Annotated in this window: 19 protein-coding genes and 3 tRNA genes; 13 read left to right on the top strand and 9 right to left on the bottom strand. The window is 68.1% G+C overall.

From position 1 onward, the window contains the following. Nucleotides 1-5 precede the first annotated feature (5 nt). Nucleotides 6-968, bottom strand: coding sequence for a YncE family protein (locus tag EIZ44_RS33185; protein WP_134733082.1), 963 nt, complete (start codon nt 966-968; stop codon nt 6-8). Nucleotides 969-1,115: 147 nt separating this feature from the next. Here EIZ44_RS33185 and htpX point away from each other — a divergent pair, with 147 nt between their 5' ends. After that, entirely contained in the window at nt 1,116-1,964 is an 849-nt protein-coding gene (gene htpX, locus EIZ44_RS33190) for a zinc metalloprotease HtpX (RefSeq protein ID WP_037816322.1), read from the top strand. 6 nt (nt 1,965-1,970) lie between these two features. Here htpX and EIZ44_RS33195 read toward each other — a convergent pair whose 3' ends face one another. Both EIZ44_RS33195 and EIZ44_RS33200 read right to left on the bottom strand, forming a co-directional pair. Continuing rightward, nucleotides 1,971-2,765: a MerR family transcriptional regulator gene (locus tag EIZ44_RS33195; RefSeq protein ID WP_037816472.1), complete on the bottom strand. Its 795-nt coding sequence runs from the start codon at nt 2,763-2,765 to the stop codon at nt 1,971-1,973. A 17-nt stretch (nt 2,766-2,782) separates the two neighbouring features. Further along, the gene (locus tag EIZ44_RS33200) at nt 2,783-3,271 is read right to left on the bottom strand and encodes a VOC family protein (protein WP_134733084.1); all 489 of its coding nucleotides are present in this window, start codon (nt 3,269-3,271) and stop codon (nt 2,783-2,785) included. Nucleotides 3,272-3,671: 400 nt separating this feature from the next. Between EIZ44_RS33200 and EIZ44_RS33205 the strand changes: the two genes are divergently transcribed. Both EIZ44_RS33205 and EIZ44_RS45235 read left to right on the top strand, forming a co-directional pair. Then, nucleotides 3,672-4,595: a DNA-processing protein DprA gene (locus tag EIZ44_RS33205; protein WP_037816320.1), complete on the top strand. Its 924-nt coding sequence runs from the start codon at nt 3,672-3,674 to the stop codon at nt 4,593-4,595. A 302-nt stretch (nt 4,596-4,897) separates the two neighbouring features. Continuing rightward, entirely contained in the window at nt 4,898-5,404 is a 507-nt protein-coding gene (locus tag EIZ44_RS45235) for a ComF family protein (protein ID WP_238608196.1), read from the top strand. Between the two features lie 184 nt (nt 5,405-5,588). Here EIZ44_RS45235 and EIZ44_RS33215 read toward each other — a convergent pair. After that, nucleotides 5,589-5,670: transfer RNA gene (locus tag EIZ44_RS33215), tRNA-Tyr, on the bottom strand. Between the two features lie 118 nt (nt 5,671-5,788). On the opposite strand from EIZ44_RS33215, the gene EIZ44_RS33220 reads away from it, so the two are divergent. Next, entirely contained in the window at nt 5,789-6,280 is a 492-nt protein-coding gene (locus EIZ44_RS33220; RefSeq protein ID WP_009072171.1) for a YajQ family cyclic di-GMP-binding protein, read from the top strand. Nucleotides 6,281-6,318: 38 nt separating this feature from the next. Here EIZ44_RS33220 and EIZ44_RS33225 read toward each other — a convergent pair whose 3' ends face one another. Continuing rightward, a complete protein-coding gene (locus tag EIZ44_RS33225; RefSeq protein ID WP_134663722.1) occupies nt 6,319-7,020 on the bottom strand; it encodes a hypothetical protein in 702 nt (233 codons plus the stop codon). 197 nt (nt 7,021-7,217) lie between these two features. Here EIZ44_RS33225 and EIZ44_RS33230 point away from each other — a divergent pair, with 197 nt between their 5' ends. The 3 genes from EIZ44_RS33230 to EIZ44_RS33240 all read left to right on the top strand — a co-directional run bounded on the left by EIZ44_RS33230 (nt 7,218) and on the right by EIZ44_RS33240 (nt 9,979). Next, nucleotides 7,218-8,366 (top strand): exo-alpha-sialidase, encoded by a 1,149-nt coding sequence (locus tag EIZ44_RS33230; protein WP_134733086.1) that lies wholly within the window; start codon nt 7,218-7,220, stop codon nt 8,364-8,366. 73 nt (nt 8,367-8,439) lie between these two features. Then, entirely contained in the window at nt 8,440-9,321 is an 882-nt protein-coding gene (rfbA, locus tag EIZ44_RS33235; protein WP_037816316.1) for a glucose-1-phosphate thymidylyltransferase RfbA, read from the top strand. 16 nt (nt 9,322-9,337) lie between these two features. Further along, nucleotides 9,338-9,979: a hypothetical protein gene (locus EIZ44_RS33240; RefSeq protein WP_134733088.1), complete on the top strand. Its 642-nt coding sequence runs from the start codon at nt 9,338-9,340 to the stop codon at nt 9,977-9,979. 63 nt (nt 9,980-10,042) lie between these two features. Here the strand turns inward: EIZ44_RS33240 and lon are convergent, their stop codons facing one another. From lon to EIZ44_RS33260, 4 genes are all read right to left on the bottom strand, one after another. After that, the gene (lon, locus tag EIZ44_RS33245; RefSeq protein WP_134733090.1) at nt 10,043-12,445 is read right to left on the bottom strand and encodes an endopeptidase La; all 2,403 of its coding nucleotides are present in this window, start codon (nt 12,443-12,445) and stop codon (nt 10,043-10,045) included. Between the two features lie 87 nt (nt 12,446-12,532). Next, complete coding sequence (locus EIZ44_RS33250; protein ID WP_134733092.1) at nt 12,533-13,357, bottom strand: SAM-dependent methyltransferase; 825 nt, start codon at nt 13,355-13,357, stop codon at nt 12,533-12,535. Next, complete coding sequence (locus EIZ44_RS33255; RefSeq protein WP_037816312.1) at nt 13,354-14,202, bottom strand: SAM-dependent methyltransferase; 849 nt, start codon at nt 14,200-14,202, stop codon at nt 13,354-13,356. Before EIZ44_RS33255 ends, EIZ44_RS33250 begins: the two co-directional genes overlap by 4 nt. A gap of 35 nt (nt 14,203-14,237) precedes the next feature. Continuing rightward, nucleotides 14,238-15,179, bottom strand: a complete 942-nt coding sequence (locus EIZ44_RS33260; protein ID WP_037816311.1) for a GNAT family N-acetyltransferase — start codon at nt 15,177-15,179, stop codon at nt 14,238-14,240. Nucleotides 15,180-15,428: 249 nt separating this feature from the next. Here EIZ44_RS33260 and EIZ44_RS33265 point away from each other — a divergent pair, with 249 nt between their 5' ends. The 6 genes from EIZ44_RS33265 (at nt 15,429) to EIZ44_RS33290 (ending at nt 19,626) form a co-directional block, all read left to right on the top strand. Further along, entirely contained in the window at nt 15,429-18,050 is a 2,622-nt protein-coding gene (locus EIZ44_RS33265; RefSeq protein ID WP_037816310.1) for a putative bifunctional diguanylate cyclase/phosphodiesterase, read from the top strand. A 79-nt stretch (nt 18,051-18,129) separates the two neighbouring features. Beyond that, nucleotides 18,130-18,202, top strand: a tRNA-Thr gene (locus tag EIZ44_RS33270). A 167-nt stretch (nt 18,203-18,369) separates the two neighbouring features. Next, nucleotides 18,370-18,442 (top strand) — tRNA-Met (locus EIZ44_RS33275). A gap of 49 nt (nt 18,443-18,491) precedes the next feature. Continuing rightward, nucleotides 18,492-18,656: a 50S ribosomal protein L33 gene (rpmG, locus tag EIZ44_RS33280; protein WP_005152047.1), complete on the top strand. Its 165-nt coding sequence runs from the start codon at nt 18,492-18,494 to the stop codon at nt 18,654-18,656. A 125-nt stretch (nt 18,657-18,781) separates the two neighbouring features. After that, nucleotides 18,782-19,231 (top strand): MaoC family dehydratase N-terminal domain-containing protein, encoded by a 450-nt coding sequence (locus EIZ44_RS33285; protein ID WP_167754349.1) that lies wholly within the window; start codon nt 18,782-18,784, stop codon nt 19,229-19,231. Next, complete coding sequence (locus EIZ44_RS33290) at nt 19,228-19,626, top strand: MaoC family dehydratase (protein WP_167754350.1); 399 nt, start codon at nt 19,228-19,230, stop codon at nt 19,624-19,626. The genes EIZ44_RS33285 and EIZ44_RS33290 overlap by 4 nt, the downstream gene beginning before the upstream one ends. Nucleotides 19,627-19,673: the final 47 nt, after the last annotated feature.

Raw genomic sequence — 19,673 nt, forward strand, 5'->3', positions numbered from 1 at the left:
CGCAGTCAGAAATCGCGCACCACGTTGACCGTGCCGTGCAGCGGATCGGTCACGTACACCGTGCGCGTGCGCTGATCCACCGCCACGGCGCCCGGATTCACCCCGAGACTCAGTTCGCCGTTCAGGGTCCCGGTTTGTCCGTCCACGCGGGACAGTCCATTTTGCCCGCCGTTGGTGTACACGACATCGCTGCCCTGATGCACCGCGAGCGACGAAGCTTCGCTGCGTAGCAGCACCGTCTTCACCTGCGCCCGCGCCGAGCCGTCCACAATGGACATATGGTGGATCGCCGAGTTCGCCACGAACACCGATCCGCTCAGTTCGTGGACGTCGATCCCGGTAGGAGACGCACCCACCGGAACGCTCGCGGTGAACGCGCCCGCGTCAAGGTCGCAGATCTCGACCGAGTTCGTGTTCGGGCTGGTGCAGTAGGCGCGCCGTCGGCCGCGGTCGAGCGCGATTCCGGCGAGGCCCGGCTTCGGCGCGGGCAGCAGGTCCTGCTGAGTGAGACTGATGCTGTCCAGCACCGCGAACGTGCCGGTCTTGCCGCTCACCGCGTATACGAGGTTGGCCTGCGGATCGATCGCGAGCGCCGACGCCCCCGCCCCCGCGCTGACGGCGCTCAGGAACCGGTGCGTCTGGCTGTCGAAGGCGAGCACTGTGCCGCCGGCCGGATTGGCGACGTAGATCCGCTCGGCGTCCACCGCCACATCGCTCGGTTCCCCGCCCACCGCGAGCGCGGCCACGACCCTCGCCGCGTCCGGATCGAGCACGACGACCATGCCGGACGCCTGGTCGGCGGCGTACACGAGCCCGGTGACCGGACTCACCGCGAGCGCCGCAAGCGTCCCGCCGACCTGCACGCTGGTGACCCGCCCGGACGCCCCCGCGGTACCGCCGAGCAGTGCCGCCGCACCCGCGCTGACCAGGCCGAACAGCCCTCTCCGGGACCACTGGGAACCGCGCATCGCTCACCTGCCCCGGTCGGTTGGGTTGCCCGCCGACCCTAACCCGGACGAGGATCGGCTGAAGGAACTTCGCGTCCCCCGATCGCGTTGTTTCCAGTGAGTAACCCACCTTGCGGCACCTGCCAGAGCGGACGGAGGCAAGCGCGCGTGCACAAGCACCACAACGGGCTGAAGACGGCGATGCTGCTCGGTCTGCTCTCCGCGATCATCGTCGGGATCAGCGGATTGTTCGGCCGCGGCGCCCTGGTGATCGGCCTGATCGTGGCGCTGGGGATGAACGCCTATGCCTACTTCAACTCCGAGAAAATGGCCCTGCGCGCGATGCACGCGCGGCCGGTGTCGGAGGTCGAGCAGCCCGCGATGTACCGGATCGTGCGGGAGCTGGCGACGTCCGCGCGGCAGCCGATGCCCTCGCTGTACGTGAGCCCCACCGCGGCGCCCAACGCCTTCGCGACCGGGCGCAACCCGCAGCACGCGGCTGTGTGCTGCACCACTGGGATCCTGGAGCTGCTCGACGAGCGCGAGTTGCGTGCGGTGCTCGGGCACGAGCTGTCGCATGTGTACAACCGGGACATCCTGATCTCGTGCGTCGCCGGGGCGCTGGCGAGTGTGGTCAGCGTGCTGGCGAACATCGCGTTCTTCTTCGGCGGGAACGACCGCGAGGGCAACCCGTTCATGTCGCTGCTGCTGGTCTTGATCGGCCCGATCGCGGCCGGGGTGGTGAAGATGGCGGTGAGCCGGTCGCGGGAGTACCAGGCGGATGCTTCCGGGGCTGAGCTGACCGGTGATCCGCTGGCGCTGGCCTCGGCGTTGCGGAAGCTGGAGCGGGGGACCCGGGCCGCGCCGCTCGCCCCCGAACCGGCGGTGGTTTCGCAGTCGCATCTGATGATCGCGAACCCGTTCCGGCCCGGGGCCGGGCTGAGCAAGATGTTCTCGACGCACCCGCCGATCGAGGACCGGATCCGGCGGCTCGAGGAGATGGCCCGCGGCCGCTGACCCGCGTTACTCCCATTCCGCGGTAGCCGGATCCACCCCGTGCACGATCGCGTTGGCGAAGATCACGTCGCGCAGCCAGCCCGCGAGACCAGGCGCCAACGCGTCGTAGTACTCCGTGTATCCGGCTTCCTCCACGAACTTCCGCCCGAGACACACCTGCATCGAATGCGTGCAGTCGAAGTACCGCGACAAGGTCGCCCGATGCCGCTCCGCGAGCGTGTTCGCCTCCGCCGACCCAGGCTCGACCCCCGCCCGCCGCGCCGCCGCCAGGTCCGCGTGGAGCGTCTCGTGCTCGGCCGCGGCCTCCTGCCAGTCCTGCGGGGTCAGTTCGGTGGTCCGCTCGCGGTACTCCGCCCACTGCCGCGTGTCGCCCCAGCGCTCCGCGGCCTCGTCGACCCACTCCGGATCCCACTCGGACCCGAAGATCTCGACCTGCTGCTCCGCCGTCAACTGCATCCCGCCCCGGGTCGCCGCCGCCATCCGGTCCACCGCGGACGCCATGTGCTCCAGCCGCGCGATCCGGTCGCGCAGCTCGCGCCGCTGCCGAGTCAGATGCGCGTGCGCGTCGGCGGTCGGGTCGTCCAGCAGCCGCCCGATCTCGGACAGCGGAAAGCCGAGCTCGCGGTACACGAGCACCCGATGCAACCGCGCGATGTCCTCGGCGGAGTACACCCGGTAGCCGGCCCTGGTGCGCCCGCTCGGACGCACCAGGGCGACGGCGTCCCAGTGATGCAGGGTTTTGACACTCACGCCGACCAGCGTCGCCGTGCGTCCGACAGTAAGGCCGTCTTGCTCGGTCACGACCTCAGTGTCGCAGCTCACGACCGCGGGACGTCGATCCCCACAGCACGCATCCCCTCCGCGACGGGCCCGTCGGGATCGATCGGCTCCGCCGCGGTCATCACGACCCTCGTGCCCTCCGGCGTGACGACCGTCAACTCCCGCGAGTTCCACGGCATCAACTCCGGCCCGCTAGTGCACCCCGGCGTAATTTCCTCACACCGCTTGGCGATTTCGTCGAGTTCGCTGAGCACGCAGGAGAAACTGATGCTGACTTCACTCGGGGTCGCTGGGGTCCCGGGCTTGAGCAGGACGTCCTGAAACGCCCAGCGCCGCAGATGCACGATCTGGCCGGGCAAGGTGAACAGGTTGTCGAAGCCGAGCCCGCGAAGCCAGAAGTCCGTGGAGGCATCGAGGTCGGAGGTGGGCACGTTGGGGAACATCGGCATCCCGTAGAAGCCGAGATAGTTGCCCGGAGACACCGCGTCGTAGGCGGGGGTGGGAACCGGGCCGCGAAATTCGTTCATGGGGAGAGGGTGGAGCCTCCTGTCGCAGGAGGGTCAAGTCCGGGCTTGTGGCAGGGTCGTAAATTGACGAGCAGTCGAGAACAGCCGCGTGACTCGGCACCGGGGCCGTTCTGGCGGTGTGGCAGTGCGGGATCCGAACCCGGGACGGCTGAGTTGTCTGCTCTGTTGGCCAGCGGAAAGCTTGCTTTGACCTGTGGGGTTGTTGAGTGTGCGGCCGCGGAGCGATGGGGCGGTTACTTTGTCAGGATCAGGCGGACTTGGCCCCCGACCGTGTAATTGCCGCTCTCCCGATACTCTCTTCGCTCATATGTTCGATAGAATCGAGATTTCAGTCTCAGGGTGACGCATCAGGGGAGCGAGGGGCGAGGTGAACGGAGCGCATGGCTTTAAGCTGGCCGCCATGGACGAGTGGGACGACGAGGAGCGGAGCGCCCTGGTTGCGTTGCTTCGCGCGCGCCCGGATGGTCTGAGCTGGTCGCATATCACGGCGCGAGTTGCTGAGTGCGGGAGTGCCATGCGGCTCTGGGACGAGTTCTACCCCGCCGGTCTGTTTAGCATGGCCGGACGGGGGTCAAGTCCCGAGGAGCTGTTGGATGCCGCTCGCGCGGACGTCCGGCGATGGCGGAACGCCGACTTCGAGTTCATGACCTTCAAGGATGAGCGGTACCCCGCCCAGCTTCGAGAGGTTCACCAGCTTCCGCCGGTCCTGTTCGCGCAGGGTGCGCTCCGAGCCTACGACCGTGGCATATCGGTCGTAGGCTCGCGAAACGCGTCTGTTCGGGGGCTTGCGTTTGCGCGGAACGTTGCCGCCGAGCTGTCGCGGCGAGGAGTATCGGTCCTGAGCGGCCTGGCCAGGGGCATCGACTCTGCCGCGCACGAATCGACCCTGGAAGCTGGCGGGCGCACGGTCGCGGTCGTGGGCACCGGGATCCGGAAAGTCTATCCGGCGGAGAACGCTGAGCTTCGGCAGAGAATTATTGACAGCGACGGCCTGATTCTATCGCAGTTTTGGCCGGATGCTCCGCCCAGTAAGCAAACATTCCCCATGCGTAACGCAACAATGAGCGCGTATGGAATGGCCACTATCGTCGTCGAAGCTGGAGAGCACAGTGGGGCGCGCATTCAAGCTCGGGTTGCGGTGGCTCACGGTCGTCCGGTTATCCTGACTAGTTCTGTGCTCGATGCGACTAAGTGGGGAATCGCCTTGCTTGACCAGCCTGGTGTATTTCATGCGACAAGTGAGCATGAAGCGGTCAGTATGGCGATGGATGCCGCATCTGCGGGCGATGAGCTTAGTCAGTTTAGGGAGCTCATCGTTCGATGAGTCCGGCTGATCCTGTTGCGGAGAGGCTTCGCGCGGCCCTCACGCGTCGCGTGGGCGGCTTCTTTCATAACGTTCGCAAGGATCCGGGCGTCGCATGTCAGGTCTGTGCCGGACCGGCCACGGAGGTAGTCTGCGGTAAATGTGCGGGGCATCGAGATGAGTTCGGCGACAGGCTCGCCAATCAGGTGGCGATCCTTGCGTACGCGCGAGGCTATGCGCCTGGATTACATCAATCGGCTCACCATGTGCGAGAGTACAAATCGATTCCGCCAGCGGAAAAATGTGCCGAAGACCTCGCGATGATGATTCTTGCCGCGACTTACATACATTGGCGGTGTATTGCGGGGCAGGGTTCCGGGGAGGCCTGGGATTCGGTCACTTTCGTCCCGTCGAAAAGTCGGCCGGGTCCGGAGCATCCGGTCGCGGAACTTGCTCGCAACGTCGCCTTGTGCAATGGATCCAAGAACAGGTTCAGGCTGCATCTAGGCGTGGGTATTGATGCGCCTAAGCGCACGATCGTGCCAGACAGGTTTTCAGTTCCTGAATCTGCCCTTGACAGGGTTGCGGGCAAGAGAATCCTCCTGGTCGACGATACCTGGACGACCGGAGGAACCGTCCAATCGGCTGCGGTTGCGCTGCATGATGCAGGTGCGAGCCAGGTGACCGCGCTGTGCGTCGCGCGATGGTGTCGCCATGACTGGTCCGATCATCGGCAGTTGCTTGACTCATGCACCGCGCCCTACGACGCGTTCGTGTGCCCGGTACAGAGCCCGTCCTGCACCGTCGCGGCGTCGGGCACTGGGATTTGATGCACACGGCCCAGCGGGGCCATTGAGCGGAAGCCGTACGCGTCGCGAAGGCTCGCGGTGACTTCCGCGCCGCCGTGCGCCGCGGCCAATGCACGCCCAACCGGAATCAGATGCGCTCGACCATGCAGCACGAAATCACCCCCGTGACCGGTTCGTGCTGGTCACGGGGGTGATGTGGCAGGTGTGGCAGGTGAGGGATTCGAACCCCCGAAGGCTGAGCCGTCTGATTTACAGTCAGATCCCTTTGGCCGCTTGGGTAACCTGCCATGGCCGGGCGAACCGGCCGGGAAGAAGGATACCCAACGGTCCGGACGGCCGGTCAACCGGGATCCCCCGGCGCTACGCTGGGGGTCCCTGACGAGCTGAGACAAGGTGTGAGGACACGTGGCGGATCCCTCTTTCGACGTGGTGAGCAAGGTCGACCGCCAGGAGGTGGACAACGCGCTCAACCAGGCCAGCAAGGAACTGGGCACGCGGTTCGACTTCCGCGGCACCGGAACCGGCATCAGCTGGTCCGGCGAGGAAGCCATCGCGATCGAGTCGGAGACCGAAGAGCGCGCCCTCGCGGCGGTGGAGGTCTTCAAGGAGAAGCTGATCAAGCGGAACATCTCGCTGAAGGCCTTCGAGGCAGGCGAGCCCGCGATCTCCGGCAAGATTTACAAGATCAGCGGCAAGATCCTGCAGGGCATCGCGTCGGACAAGGCGAAGCAGATCGCGAAGTTCATCCGCGACGAGGGCCCGAAGGGCGTCCAGGCCCAGATCCAGGGCGACCAGCTGCGGGTGTCGGGCAAGAAGAAGGACCAGCTGCAGGAGGTGATCTCGTTGCTGAAGGGCAAGGACTTCGAGATCGCGCTGCAGTTCACCAACTACCGGTGACCTACAGGTGCTGCGGACGCCAACACGTCCGCAGCACCTCACCAGGCGGTGAAGGTCCAATCCGCCTCGAACGTCTCCACTGCCACATACGTGGGTCCTTCGAGAGGGAACTCCTCGGTGGTCTGGCCGATGTGGTTCACCGCCAGGTGCGGGTAGCCGTCCGCCAGCACCCAGACTCCGTTCGAGCCCTTCGAGCCCGTGAAGAACTTCCCCGTCACCATCCCTGGCGGCACCGCGAGGACCGCGTCTCCGTGGCCGTTGTACGGCTTGCCCGGTTCGACAGGCGGCACTCCGCGGTAATCGGTGATCGTCGCGGTCCACGCGCCCTTCGCCTCGACCGTCAGCGTGTGCACCGATTTGCCGCCGGGGGAGACGTTGAACCAGGCCGTCCCGTGGTAGGCGTCGCCGTCGTTGACCAGCAGGCTTTCGGTGCCGTCGGTCGTCACCGCGATGTGCCCGGTGCACTTCGGACAGTCGAAGGTGAGGAATCCCGCCACCCCGGACGGCCAGGTCAGCGGCACGGTCGCGTTGTTCTTGCCCTGATGGGTCTCCGTCGGGTTCTCGGCGAGGCGTGGCTTCTCCGGACGCGGCGGCGGAGGCAGCACCGGCGCGGGGGAGTCGCCGGGTTCGTCTTCCATCGGGTACGCGATCGCCCCGATGCCGCTCGGCTGCAGTGAGCACGACGCGGTGAGCGCTACCGCCGCGCAGACGGCGGCCAGACGCACTGCGGTGCGGCGCATGATTCCCCCTCGCTTGCCCCGACGGGCCTCCGGATGATCTTTCGTCACGCTCCGCCCAGTCGTTACGAAACGGGCGCCCTGAACAGCCCAGTGATCTCCTCGAAGGGGTGGACTCACGCGGGTGACCAGGCGAAATCGATGGTGGCGACGCGACCACGTGGTGTAATCGCCCGGCTGGTCGTGAGAGGAGTTTCTGGATGCGCCGTTGGACTCCCGTGCTTGCTTTCCTCACCTCGCTGGCGGTCCTCGTGACCGCGATCGCGCCGGTCGCGGAAGCCGCCGACCGGAAGCTGCTCGTCCCCGGCTTCGGCTCGTACCCGCGGCTGATCCGGCTGGAGCACTCGCCGTTCGGGCGCGGGAACATCATCGCGTCGCTGACCAGCGAGGACGGCAACGGCCGGTTCGCGCCGATCCTCGAGAGCACCGACGAAGGCGCGAGCTTCCACCAGATCGGCGAGATCCGCGACTCCGACGCCCGGTCCGGCCAATGCTGCGGAACCCTCTACGAACTGCCGCAGCGGGTCGGTCGCCTGCGGGCGGGCACGCTGCTGTGGGCGGCGACCTACCGGCAGGACGCGGGGCCGCAGCGCCGGATGGGGATCAAGGTGTGGGCCAGCCGCGACGGCGGGCACAACTGGCGGTACCTGTCCGAGGCCGCGCTCTCGCACAACCACGACGGCGTCTGGGAACCGGAGTTCACTGTGGACGCCGGCGGCACGCTCTGGCTGCACTACGCCGACGAGACGCAGGCCCCGAAGTACGGCCAGGTGCTCAACCGCGTCGCCTCGACCGACGGGATCAACTGGGGCACCAAGCAGCTCACCATGGCCATCGGACCGTCCCGGGTGCGTCCGGGCATGCCGATCATCCGCAGGCTGCCCGACGGCCGGTACTGGTTCGGCTACGAGATCTGCAACTACCGCGACCGCTACTGCGATCCGTATTACAAAATCTCCGCGGACGGCGCGAACTGGGGCGATCCGGCCGATCCCGGCACCAGGGTGAACACCGCGAGCGGCAACTACTTCCAGCACGCCCAGACCACCACGCTGTTCCCCGGCGGCCCGAACGGCGTGCGGCTGGTGATGGTCGGCCAGATCTACACGACCGCCGACGGCGCCCCGGTGGCCGGAAACGGGCAGACGCTGCTGGCCAACGACAACTTCGGCGCCGGCAACTGGTACGAACTGCCCGCGCCGGTCCACATCAGCGGCATCTACAACAACTACTGCCCCAACTATTCGTCCACCGTGCTGCCGGTCGACGGCGGGAAGAACGTGCTGGAGATCGCCACCGAGTACGCGCACGGCTGCCAGGCGTTCTTCGGGAAAGGTCCGGCTTTCTGAGTTGTGCGAAGCCCCGGACGGCCTCCATGCTCACTCGGTACGGTGAACACCACCACCGCATTGAGGAGGGGCTGTGAAGGGCATCGTGCTCGCCGGGGGCAGCGGAACCCGTCTGCATCCGATCACGCAGGCCGTGTCGAAGCAGCTGCTGCCGGTCTACGACAAACCGATGATCTACTACCCGATCTCAGTGCTCATGCTGGCCGGGATCCGGGAGATCCTGATCATCTCGACCCCGGCCGACCTGCCGAACTTCCGCCGCCTGCTCGGCGACGGCAGCCAGTTCGGGCTCTCCTTCTCGTTCGCGGAACAGCCGAGCCCGAACGGTCTCGCCGAGGCGTTCGTGATCGGCGCGGACTTCGTCGGCGACGATTCCGTCGCGCTGGTGCTCGGCGACAACATCTTCTACGGCCAAGGCTTCTCCACGACCCTGCGCACCGCCGCGACCGACCTGGACGGCTGCGTCCTGTTCGGCTACCAGGTGAAGGACCCCGAGCGCTACGGCGTCGGCGAGGTCGACGAGAACGGCACCCTGCTGTCCATTGAGGAAAAGCCCGAGAAGCCGCGGTCGAACAACGCGATCACCGGGCTGTACTTCTACGACAACGAGGTCGTCGACATCTCCCGCAACCTGAAGCCCTCCGCGCGCGGCGAGCTGGAGATCACCGACGTCAACCTCTCCTACCTGCGCCGCGACCGCGCGAAACTGATCGAGCTGAGCCGCGGTTTCGCCTGGCTCGACACCGGCACGCACGATTCGCTGCTGGAAGCCGGCCAGTTCGTGCAGGTGCTGGAACACCGGACCGGGGTGCGGATCGCGTGCCTGGAAGAGGTCGCGTTGAAGATGGGCTTCATCAGCGCGGACGAATGCCACGCGCTGGGCACCAAATTGGCGAAGTCCGGATATGGCGAGTACGTGATGAACGTGGCCTTGCTCGCGGGGGCGCAGGGCTGACCCGGAGGGGAAATTTGTGAGTTACGACCTGGGGGTATGGGCTGGGGATGCCGAGGATCCGCAAGCCCGCTACGCCAGCCTTTGCGACAGCTCTGGTTCGGCTGCTCCGGAGCTGGACGGGTTCTACCGCGACCTGACCGCGAAATACCCGGAACTGCACGAGGATCCCGAAGCGTCTCCGTGGAACGCGGCGATCGAGGTCTCCGGCGATGGCGCGGTATTGGCGATCCAGCACGCGCGCGCGGTTGCGGTGACGCGTGTTGTCCTTGACCTGGCTCGAAAACACGGCTTGACGGTGTTCAATCCGCAGACCGGCGAGGTGCACCGGCCGAGCGTGCTGGACCTGACCATGTGCGACGGTTCCCGCGTCGAAAACCCTGACGCAGCAGGGATCAAGGCGGCGCTGGGCCGGTTGTCGGCGAAGAATTGGTATGCCGTCTTGGAACGCGGTGACCACTATGTCCAAATAGGACAGGGCAAGTTCGCGGCGGCTCCGCGGGGGAAGTTCGCGCTGGAGCGCCGGGACGGGTCGCCGGAGCGGCATTACCGCACGGAGGTCGGGAGCCTGGCGGAGGTGGTGACGGCGTTCACCGGCTTTGCCGCGCAGGAATCGTCTTGGGTGGAAGGCTTCGAATGGGAGAAGGTCGACTTCTCCTGACGTGCCGTGAAGGGCTCCTCGAGGGAATCAGATTCCTTCAAGGAGCCCTTCACGGACTTACGGTCAAGCCGCCTGCCGAACCTCCGAAGACGCTGGCGTCAAAGCCAACTCCAGCACCTCCCGCACATTCGCCACCGGATGCACCTCCAACTGCGACAGCACCTCCGCCGGCACGTCATCCAGATCCGGCTCGTTCCGCTGCGGGATGATCACCGTCTTCATGCCCGCCCGGTGCGCGGCCAGCAGTTTCTGCTTGACCCCGCCGATCGGCAGCACTCGCCCGGTCAGCGAAACCTCTCCGGTCATCGCCACATCGGCCCGGACCACCCGGCCCGACAGCAGTGACGCCAGCGCGGTCGTCATTGTGATGCCCGCCGAAGGTCCGTCCTTCGGTACCGCGCCCGCCGGGACGTGTACGTGGATTCCCCGCTCTCGCAGGTCTCCCACCGGCAGTTCCAGCTCCGCACCGTGCGAGCGCAGGTACGACAGCGCGATCTGCACCGACTCCTTCATCACGTCACCCAGCTGCCCGGTCAGCTGCAGTCCCGACGCCCCGCTCTCCGGATCGGCCAGCGACGCCTCGATGTACAGCACGTCTCCGCCCGCGCCGGTGACGGCCAAACCCGTTGCCACGCCTGGCAAAGACGTCCGCTGGGTCGCCGTCGGCAGCGACGATTCCGGTACGTGCCGCGGGCGGCCGAGGTAGGTCTCCAGGTCTTCCGCCGAAATCGACAGTGGCAGCGAGACCGAACCCAAAGCCACCTTCGTCGCGATCTTCCGCAGCACCTTCGCGATCGTCCGGTTCGCGTCGCGCACTCCGGCCTCGCGGGTGTACTCCGCGGCGATCCGGCTGAACGCGTCGTCGGTCAGCACCACGTCACCGGACGCCAGACCGGCTCGCTCGAGTTCGCGGGGGAGCAGGTGATCCCGTGCGATGGTGACCTTCTCGTGCTCGGTGTAACCGTCCAGCGTCACCAGTTCCATCCGGTCCAGCAGCGGGCCGGGGATGGTTTCCAGCGCGTTGGCCGTCGCCAGGAAGACCACATCGGACAGATCCAGCTCCACCTCGAGGTAGTGGTCGCGGAACGTGTGGTTCTGTTCCGGGTCCAGCACTTCGAGCAGCGCGGCCGTCGGGTCGCCGCGGTAATCGGCGCCGACCTTGTCGATCTCGTCGAGCAGCACGACCGGGTTCATCGAGCCGGCTTCCTTGATGGCTCGCACGATCCGGCCGGGCAAAGCGCCGACGTACGTGCGCCGGTGGCCGCGGATCTCCGCCTCGTCCCGGATGCCGCCCAGAGCGACGCGCACGAACTTGCGCCCCATCGCCTTCGCGACCGATTCGCCCAGCGACGTCTTGCCGACCCCGGGAGGGCCAGCGAGCGCCAGCACCGCGCCGGAACGCCGTCCGCCGACCGGGCCGAGGCCCGATTCCGCGCGGCGCTTGCGCACGGCCAAGTACTCGATGATCCGTTCCTTGACGTCGTCCAGACCCGCGTGGTCCGCGTCGAGCACGGCGCGCGCGGCGGCGATGTCGTAGACGTCCTCCGTCCGCTCGTTCCACGGCAGCTCCAGCACCGTGTCGAGCCAGGTCCGGATCCAGCCGCCCTCGGGCGACTGCTCGGACGTCCGTTCCAGCTTGTCGACCTCGGCCAGCGCGGCCTTGCGCACCTCGTCCGGCAGGTCGGCGGCTTCCACCCGGGCGCGGTAGTCGTCGTCGGCGGCGGTGCCGTCGAGTTCGCCCAGTTCCTTGCGGATCGCTTCGAGCTGGCGGCGCAGCAGGAATTCCTTCTGCTGCTTCTCCATCCCGTCCGCGACGTCCTTGCGGATGGTCTCGGTGACCTCCAGCTCGGCCAGGTACTCCCGGCTCCACTCGAGGGCCTTCTCCAGCCGGACGCTGACGTCGAGCGCGCTCAGCAGCTCCAGCTTCTGGTCGGTGGACAGGTACGGCGCGTTGCCTGCCAGGTCGGCGATCGCGGACGGATCCTCGACCTGCTGGACGGCGTCGATCATCTGCCAGCCGCCGCGTTGCTGCAGCACCGAGATGACCACGGCCTTGTACTCAGCGGCGAGCTGCGCGGTGCGGTCGTCGGAGGTTTCGTCCGCGGCGTCGGCGTGCACCCAGCGGGCCGCGCCGGGGCCGTCGGCGATCCGGCCGACGGAAGCGCGCGAGGTGCCGCGGAGCAGCACGGCGGTCTTGCCGCCGGGAACGCGGCCGATCCGTTCGACGGTCGCGACGGTGCCCAGTTCGGCGTACTCGCCGTGCACGCGCGGGACGATCAGGACTTCGGCCTTGCTCGCCGCGCCCGAGCGGATCCCGGGGAACGACGCGGTCGCGGGGGTCTTGGCTTGAGCGGACTCCACTGCGGCCCGGGTCTCTGCGTCGCCGAGGTCGAGCGGGACCACCATGCCCGGCAGCACGACGTCGTCATCGAGCGGGAGGACGGGCAGGAGGCGGGGGTCGGACATGTGCACTCCTCGAATAAGTTGAGTCTGCAGTGCTCAACTCTCCGAAGGGCGGGTTTGTTTCCCCGGGAGTGTTCGCTGGGAGAGAAGTCAGGGCTTGACCGCGACGGCGCCCCACGCGAACGGCCGGACCTCCGCGGCGAACTCCGACACCGGCTCGTCCGGCCGCCAGTCCGGCAGCGCGCTCATCCCCGGCTCCAGCAGCGGCCAGCCGCCGAAGAACGGCAGGATCTCCTCGTCCGAGCGCAGGTACGCCGGGTTCGACGTGTCCCGATAGGCGTCGACGAACGCGCGGACCTCGGCGGCCCGTTCCGGCGGCGCGTCGTCCCGGCAGGTGCCGTGCGTGACGGCCAGCCACGACCCGGGCGCGAGCTGGTCGCGATAGGCGGCGACCAGCTCTTCCGGGTGGTCGCCGGGGCCGAGGAAGTGCAGCACGGTGATCATCAGCAGGCAGACCGGCTGAGACCAGTCGATCAGCTCCTCGGTGATCTCGTCGGCGAAGATCGCTTCCGGATCGCGGATGTCGCGTTCGACGATCCCGGCCCAGTCGGTCGCGTCCTCGCCCTCGAGGATCACCCGCGAATGCGCCGCCGCGACCGGTTCGTAGTCGACGTACACGACCCTCGCCGGCAGCCGGTCGCGGACGATCTCGTGCACGTTGCGCGCAGTCGGCACGCCCGAGCCGAGGTCCACGAACTGCCGGATCCCCGCGTCGAGCGCGGCTCGCACGACCCGGTTCATGAACGCCCGGTTCTCCCGCGACATCGGCCGGATCAGCGGCCACACTTTCTCGACGCGGCGGCCGAATTCCCGGTCGACCGCCCAGTTCTGGGTGCCGCCGAGGTACCAGTCGTAGATCCGGGCGGCGGACGGTTTGTCGACGTCCACGCCCCGCGGTGCGTCCGGCGCGGTCATGGCTTGCGCGCCACCGCGCACCAGGCGAACGGGCGGGCCTCCGCCTCGACCGCGTTCAGCTCGCGCTCCGGCCGCCAGTCCGGCAGATGCGTGATCCCCGGCTCCAGCAGCGGCCAGCCGCCGAAGAACGGCTCGATCTCTTCGCGGTCGCGCAGCCACATCGGGTTGCTCGTCTTGCGGTACTGCTCCACGAACCAGCGCAGCCCCTCCAGCGCGGGACCGCTGCCGTCGCCCTCGCTCATCTGCGAGATCGCCAGCCAGCTGCCGGACACGAGCTTGTCCCGGTAGGCGCGCACGACGGCGTCCGGATCGTCGTCCGGGCCGACGAAGTGCAGCACCGCCATCAGCATCACGCACACCGGCTTGTCGAAGTCGATCAGCTCGCGGGTGCGCGGGTGGTTCAGCACCGCCCGGGGATCGCGCATGTCCGCCTGCACGATGCCGGCCCAGTCGGTGGCCGCCTCGTCCTCGAGGATCAGCGTCGCGTGCGCCACGGCCACCGGCTCGTAGTCGACGTAGACCACAGTGGCCTCGTCGTCGTCGCCCAGCGCGGCCTCGACCACCTCGTGCACGTTGCCCGCGGTCGGCACGCCGGAGCCGAGGTCGAGGAACTGCCGGATGCCCGCGTCCAGCGCGGCGCGCACCACGCGGTTCATGAACTCGCGGTTCTGCTTCGCGCCGGGCCGGGCGAGCGACCACATCTTCTCGACCTTGCGGCCGAATTCCCGGTCCACCGCCCAGTTCTGCTTGCCGCCCAGGTACCAGTCGTAGACCCGCGCGGCCGAAGGTTTCTCGACATCGACGCCTTCCGGCGCTTTCGGTGCAGCGTCGGGCTTTTCGGTCACTGGGACTCCCCTCGAACAGGCCGTACCGCGCCAGACTAGCGAGAACGCACGGCGGGCCGGCGTTGCCAGCCGGTCCACAGCGGCCGGTAGCCCTGCGCGTACCAGAACGGCGTCGACCGCGGGTTCGCCACGGCGTGGTGCAGCAGCACGACATCCGCGCCCGCCTCGTCGAAGACCTGGTGCGCGTGCGCGGCCAGCGCGGTGCCGACACCGGAGGACCGAGCGGCCTCGGAAACCGCCAGCGACGACAGGTAACCCACGCGGGAAGCGGCCACCCGGTGCCGGATCCAGCCGGTCTCGTCGGGCATCTGCAGCACGACCATGCCGAGCGGCTGGCCGTACAGCTCCGCGATCCAGACCTGCGGTTCAGGCCGTTCGAGGTGGTGCAGCAGTTCCTTGGCGATCAGCTCCTCGACGCCGGGACGGAGCGTGATCCGGCCGAACTGCGCGTCGTACCGCTGCAGTTCGAGCTGCAGCGCGACCGCGGTGGAGAGGTCGTCCGGCGTCGCGTGCCGGATGCAGACGCCCGGCGTCGCGTCGGGTCCGGCGGCCATCCGCTGCGCCGGGCGCACCGCCAGCACGCCGACCGGGGCGAAGCCGTGCCGGAGGAGTTCGGTGGCCCCGGCGGTGTCGCGGCTGGGCCGGGAGAGCACCGCGGCGCACTCCGTATCCCCCACTCGGGCGAGGGACCGCAGGTGTTCATCCCATCGAGTGAGCAACGCGTCGAGTCCGGCGGCCGGATCGGGACCGGCGAGCTGGACCTCCAGCCGGTGCTCGACGAGCGCCCGCCACATCGACCGCGGGCTGTCCGGGCCGAGCCCGGTGCAGGTGGTCAGACCGGCCGCGGTGGTGTCGCCGACCTCGGCGGAAAGCAGGACGGAATCCCCTCCGACCTCGAAGGGGAGTGGCGCGGGAAGCAGCGCGTCCACCGTGGCGATGCGCGCCGCATGCCCGGTGGCTGTCACGTCGTTGTGCATGCCGCCATTGTCCGCCGACCGGGCCGGAAAAGACCCCCAGAACACTCCCCGGCCCGGGGGTTCCGGGGCGAACCGGGAGTTTCACTCCTTGGTCCACGCAGGTCAGAGAAGAACGCCCATTGTTAACCCTGGGGTGATCTCCTACTGTCTCGAAAGGGACGCCGGTACGCCCTACGGGGTAAGGTGGCGCCCTCGCCCACACCTGACGTCACGGACGAGCGCGACCGGGCAGCCGGGAAGGAAGGTCGGATGCCGGACAGCAACGCCCATCCCGGTACCGCGCCGGAGGCGATGGGCTCGGGAGGTGCTGGCTCCGCACCGGCCGAAGGCCGCACGGACGAGAGCCGCTTCCGCGTTTACACCTTCTTCGTGCTGGGTCTCGGCCTGCTCGCGGCCTTCGCCGTCGGCGCCTGGCTGCCGTTCCACGGTTCGGCGAAGCTCTGGTGGATCGGCCCGGTGCTCGCGGTCGCGTTCCTGCTCGCCGAACAGCTCGGCATCAACGTCGACGTCCGCAGCGGCATTTCGTGGACCATCTCGTTCACCGAGATTCCGCTGGTAATCGGTTTCTTCGTCGCCCCGTTCGAAGTGGTGCTCGCCGCGCATCTCGTGGCGGGCATCGGCACGCTGCTGGCCCGCAAGGTCGCCGGCCGCGTCCTCTACAACGCGGGCGCGTTCCTGCTCGAAATCACCGGCGCGTTCGCCGTCGCCGGGCTCGTGCACCTGGCCATGGGCGGCGGGCCGACCATGCCGTGGGTCGCCGCGCTCGCCGGAACGCTCACCGCGCCGCTGGTCAGCACGCTGCTCGCGCTGGCCGCCGTGCGCGTGCTGCGCCGCCGGATGCGCGTGAGCACCGCGATCCGGCTGACCGGCCGCATCCTCGTGGTCGGCTTCGTCAACGCTTCGGTCGGCCTCACCGGCTACCTCGTCATCGCGAGCACCCCGCAGGCCTGGCCGCTGGTGCTGGCGGTGTTCCTCGGCCTGACCGCGCTGTACTGGGCTTACTCCGATCTGCTTCGCGAACAGCGGGACATGGAAGCGCTGTCCGACGTCAGCCTGATGGTCGCGCGGTCCGGACAGCAGGCCGCCGCCCGTCCGGCGAGCCGTGGCGAGGAACTGGTGGGCGGCGTCGACGTGCGCGAATGGGCCACGATCGCCGAGCGGATCAAGGACCAGCTCGCCGCCGGACGCGTCGTGCTCCGGCTGCGGCTCGAGCCCGAAGACCCGATGCGCGTCGTGGTCGCGGGCAACGAACTCCCGGCTTCGGACCCGGCCAGCGACGACCCGCTGCTGCGCCTGCCCGGCGCGCACGTGCGGCACTTCCGGATCACCGAGGCCAACCCGGACGTCCGCGCGGCGCTGCTGGAACGCAGTGCGCAGGAAGCGCTCGTGGTGCCGCTGCGCAGCGCGAACCGGCTGCTCGGCGTCGTCGAAGCGCACGACCGGCTCTCGCGCTGGCGCGGTTTCGGCAAGTACGACGTCCAGTTGCTCGGCACGATGGCCAGCCACCTCGCGACGTCGCTCGACAACCGGCGGCTGCTCGCCACGCTCCGCCACGACGCCTACCACGACCCGCTCACCGGGCACCTGAACCGGCCGGGATTCCAGCAGGTCTCGCGGGATCCGCTGCGCGAATCGGCGGAGGTCGTGGTGCTGCGGATCGACCTCGACGTCTTCTCCACGGTCAGCGACGCGCTTGGCTACTCGTGGGCGGACCGGATGGTCGTCGCCGCGGGCACTCGCATCCGCGGTGCCCTCGGCCCGGACGTCCCGCTCGCCCGGCTCGAAGGCGCGTCCTTCGCCGCACTGCTCGTGGACTGCACGATCGAAGACGCACACCGCGCCGCGGAACGGCTTCGCGTGCAGCTGTCCGAGCCGTACCCGGTGGACCGGCTTTCGGTCGAGGCCAACGCGATGATCGGCTACGCCAGCTCAGTGGACGACGCCGGCGAAGTCGACGTCGACGGCTTGCTGCAGCGCGCCGATGTCGCCGTCCGCGCCACTCGCGGCGGCGAGGAAGTACGCGGCTACGTGCCGAGCATGGGACAGATCTTCCTGCGCCGGTTCCAGATGGTCACGCAGTTCCGGCAGTCGCTCGAAGACGGCCACGTCTCCGTGCATTACCAGCCGAAGGTGACGCTGCCGAACCGGCAGGTGCAAGGCGTCGAGGCGCTCGTGCGCTGGGTGCACCCGGAGTTCGGCAGGCTCGGCCCGGACGAGTTCGTGCCCGCGATCGAGGCGGCCGGCCTGATCGGCGTGCTGACGTCGTTCGTGCTGGAGCAATCGCTGAAGCGAGTGCGCAAGTGGCTCGACGAGGGCCTGCGGATCTCCGCGGCGGTGAACCTGTCGGTGCGGAACCTGTCCGACGACGACTTCCCGGCGAAGGTCCAGCGCGAACTGGAACGCTTCGACGTGCCGCCGGAACTGCTGACGTTCGAGCTGACCGAGTCCGGCGTGATGTCCGACCCGCAGAAGGCGCTGCCGATCCTGCGCGAGCTGCATTCGCTGGGCATCGTGCTGGCGGTGGACGACTTCGGCACCGGCTACTCGTCGCTCGCGTACCTGCGCCAGCTGCCGGTGGACCAGGTCAAGATCGACAAGAGCTTCGTGCTCGGCATGGGCACGGATCTCGGCGACCTCGCGGTGGTGCGGTCGATTGTCGAGCTCGGGCACTCGCTGGGCCTGACGGTCGTGGCGGAAGGCGTCGAGGAGGACGTGGCGCGCGATCAGCTCGAGGCGATGGGATGTGACGTCGCCCAGGGCTATCTGATCTCGCGGCCGCTGCCGGAGGACCGCCTCGAGGCGTGGCTGCAGGCCCGCACGGCACGCTCGCCGGGACGGCACTCGGAGACCGTGCTGACCCTGCTGACCTGAGGTTTTGCGGTTAACCGACCCCGGTTGCACAGCCGGGTGAACCCCCTTGCTAATCTTTCCAAGTCCTCGCGAGAGGCAGGCCCCTTTAGCTCAGTCGGCAGAGCGTCTCCATGGTAAGGAGAAGGTCTACGGTTCGATTCCGTAAAGGGGCTCGCGAGTAGGCGAGCTATGTCTGCGGAAAACGCAGACGTGGCTCGCTTCGCGGCGTCCATCTGGGGGTCGAACCCCCAGACCCCCGCCAGGAGGGGCTTCGCCCCCCTGGACCCCCGGCCGGGGTTAAGCTCGGTTGGCGGGTTCTGGTGGGGTGGGTGTCACGTAGGGCGGTGTAGCTCAGTTGGCAGAGCAAGCGGCTCATAATCGCTGTGTCGCCGGTTCAAGTCCGGCCACCGCTACGCGGTAACGACGGGGCTGGCCCCCGGATCTGAGAGAGAAGGAAACGCTGTGGCTGCCACCGACGTGCGACCCAAGATCACGCTGGCGTGCGAGGAGTGCAAGCACCGCAACTACATCACCAAGAAGAACCGGCGCAACAACCCGGATCGCCTGGAGATGAAGAAGTTCTGCCCGAACTGCGGTACGCACCGGACTCACAAAGAGACCCGCTGACGCAGGCGGTCTTTTACCAGCTTCGCAAAAGCCGTCCCGGCACTCGCCGGGGCGGCTTTTCGCTGTTACCGACGGGTTTAGGCACCCGCGCGGGACGGCCGCCGGGTTCGGTTAGCCTTCTTCGCGTGCCTTTGGACCAGTCGTTCACCGGGCGGGAGTACCCGTCGGACAGCAAGTACTTCGTGAGCCGGGAGAAGATCCGCGAGTTCGCCGACGCGATCGACGACCCGAACCCGGTGTACCGGGACCCGGAGGCGGCCCGCGCGGCCGGCCACCCGGACGTGCTCGCGCCGCCCACCTTCCTCACCATCCTGAACCTGCCGAAGATCAACGGCATCGTGACCGACCCCGCGCTCGGACTCGACTACTCCCGGATGGTCCACGGCGACCAGGGCTTCCGCTACGAACGCCCGGTCCACGCGGGCGACGAGCTCGAAATCTCGGCCTCGATCGAGTCGATCATGGCGCGGGCGGGCAACGACTTCATCAACCTCCGCGCGGAAATCACCGACGCGGACGGCAAACTCGTGTGCACGACGCGGGCGCAGCTCGTGGTTCGGGGGGCGGAAGCGTGAACGTCGGCGACGAACTGCCTCCGCTGGAGGTCCGCATCACCCGCGCGCAGCTGGTCCGCTACGCCGGGGCCTCGCTCGATTTCAACCCGATCCACTGGAACGAGAACTTCGCGACCAAGGTCGGCCTCCCGGACGTGATCGCGCACGGCATGCTCACGATGGCCCTGTCCGGCCGCATCGTCACCGACTGGCTCGGCGACCCGGCCCGCCTCGTGGACTTCAGCACGCGCTTCACCCGCCCGGTCGTGGTGCCGGACAACGACGAGGGCGCACTGGTCGAGGTGACCGCCAAGGTCGGCGCCCTGACCGACGAGGGACTGGCCCGGATCGACCTGACGGTGAAGTTCGAGGGCAAGACCGTGCTGGGCAAACCGCAGGCTCTCGTCCGCCCCTGAGCAACCCGGCTTTGCCCAGCGGTTCCTCCGTGGCCGGTCCTGCCGCC

Origin of the sequence: Amycolatopsis nivea (genome assembly GCF_004522235.1) — a bacterium.
In the GTDB taxonomy this organism is placed as follows: domain Bacteria; phylum Actinomycetota; class Actinomycetes; order Mycobacteriales; family Pseudonocardiaceae; genus Amycolatopsis; species Amycolatopsis nivea.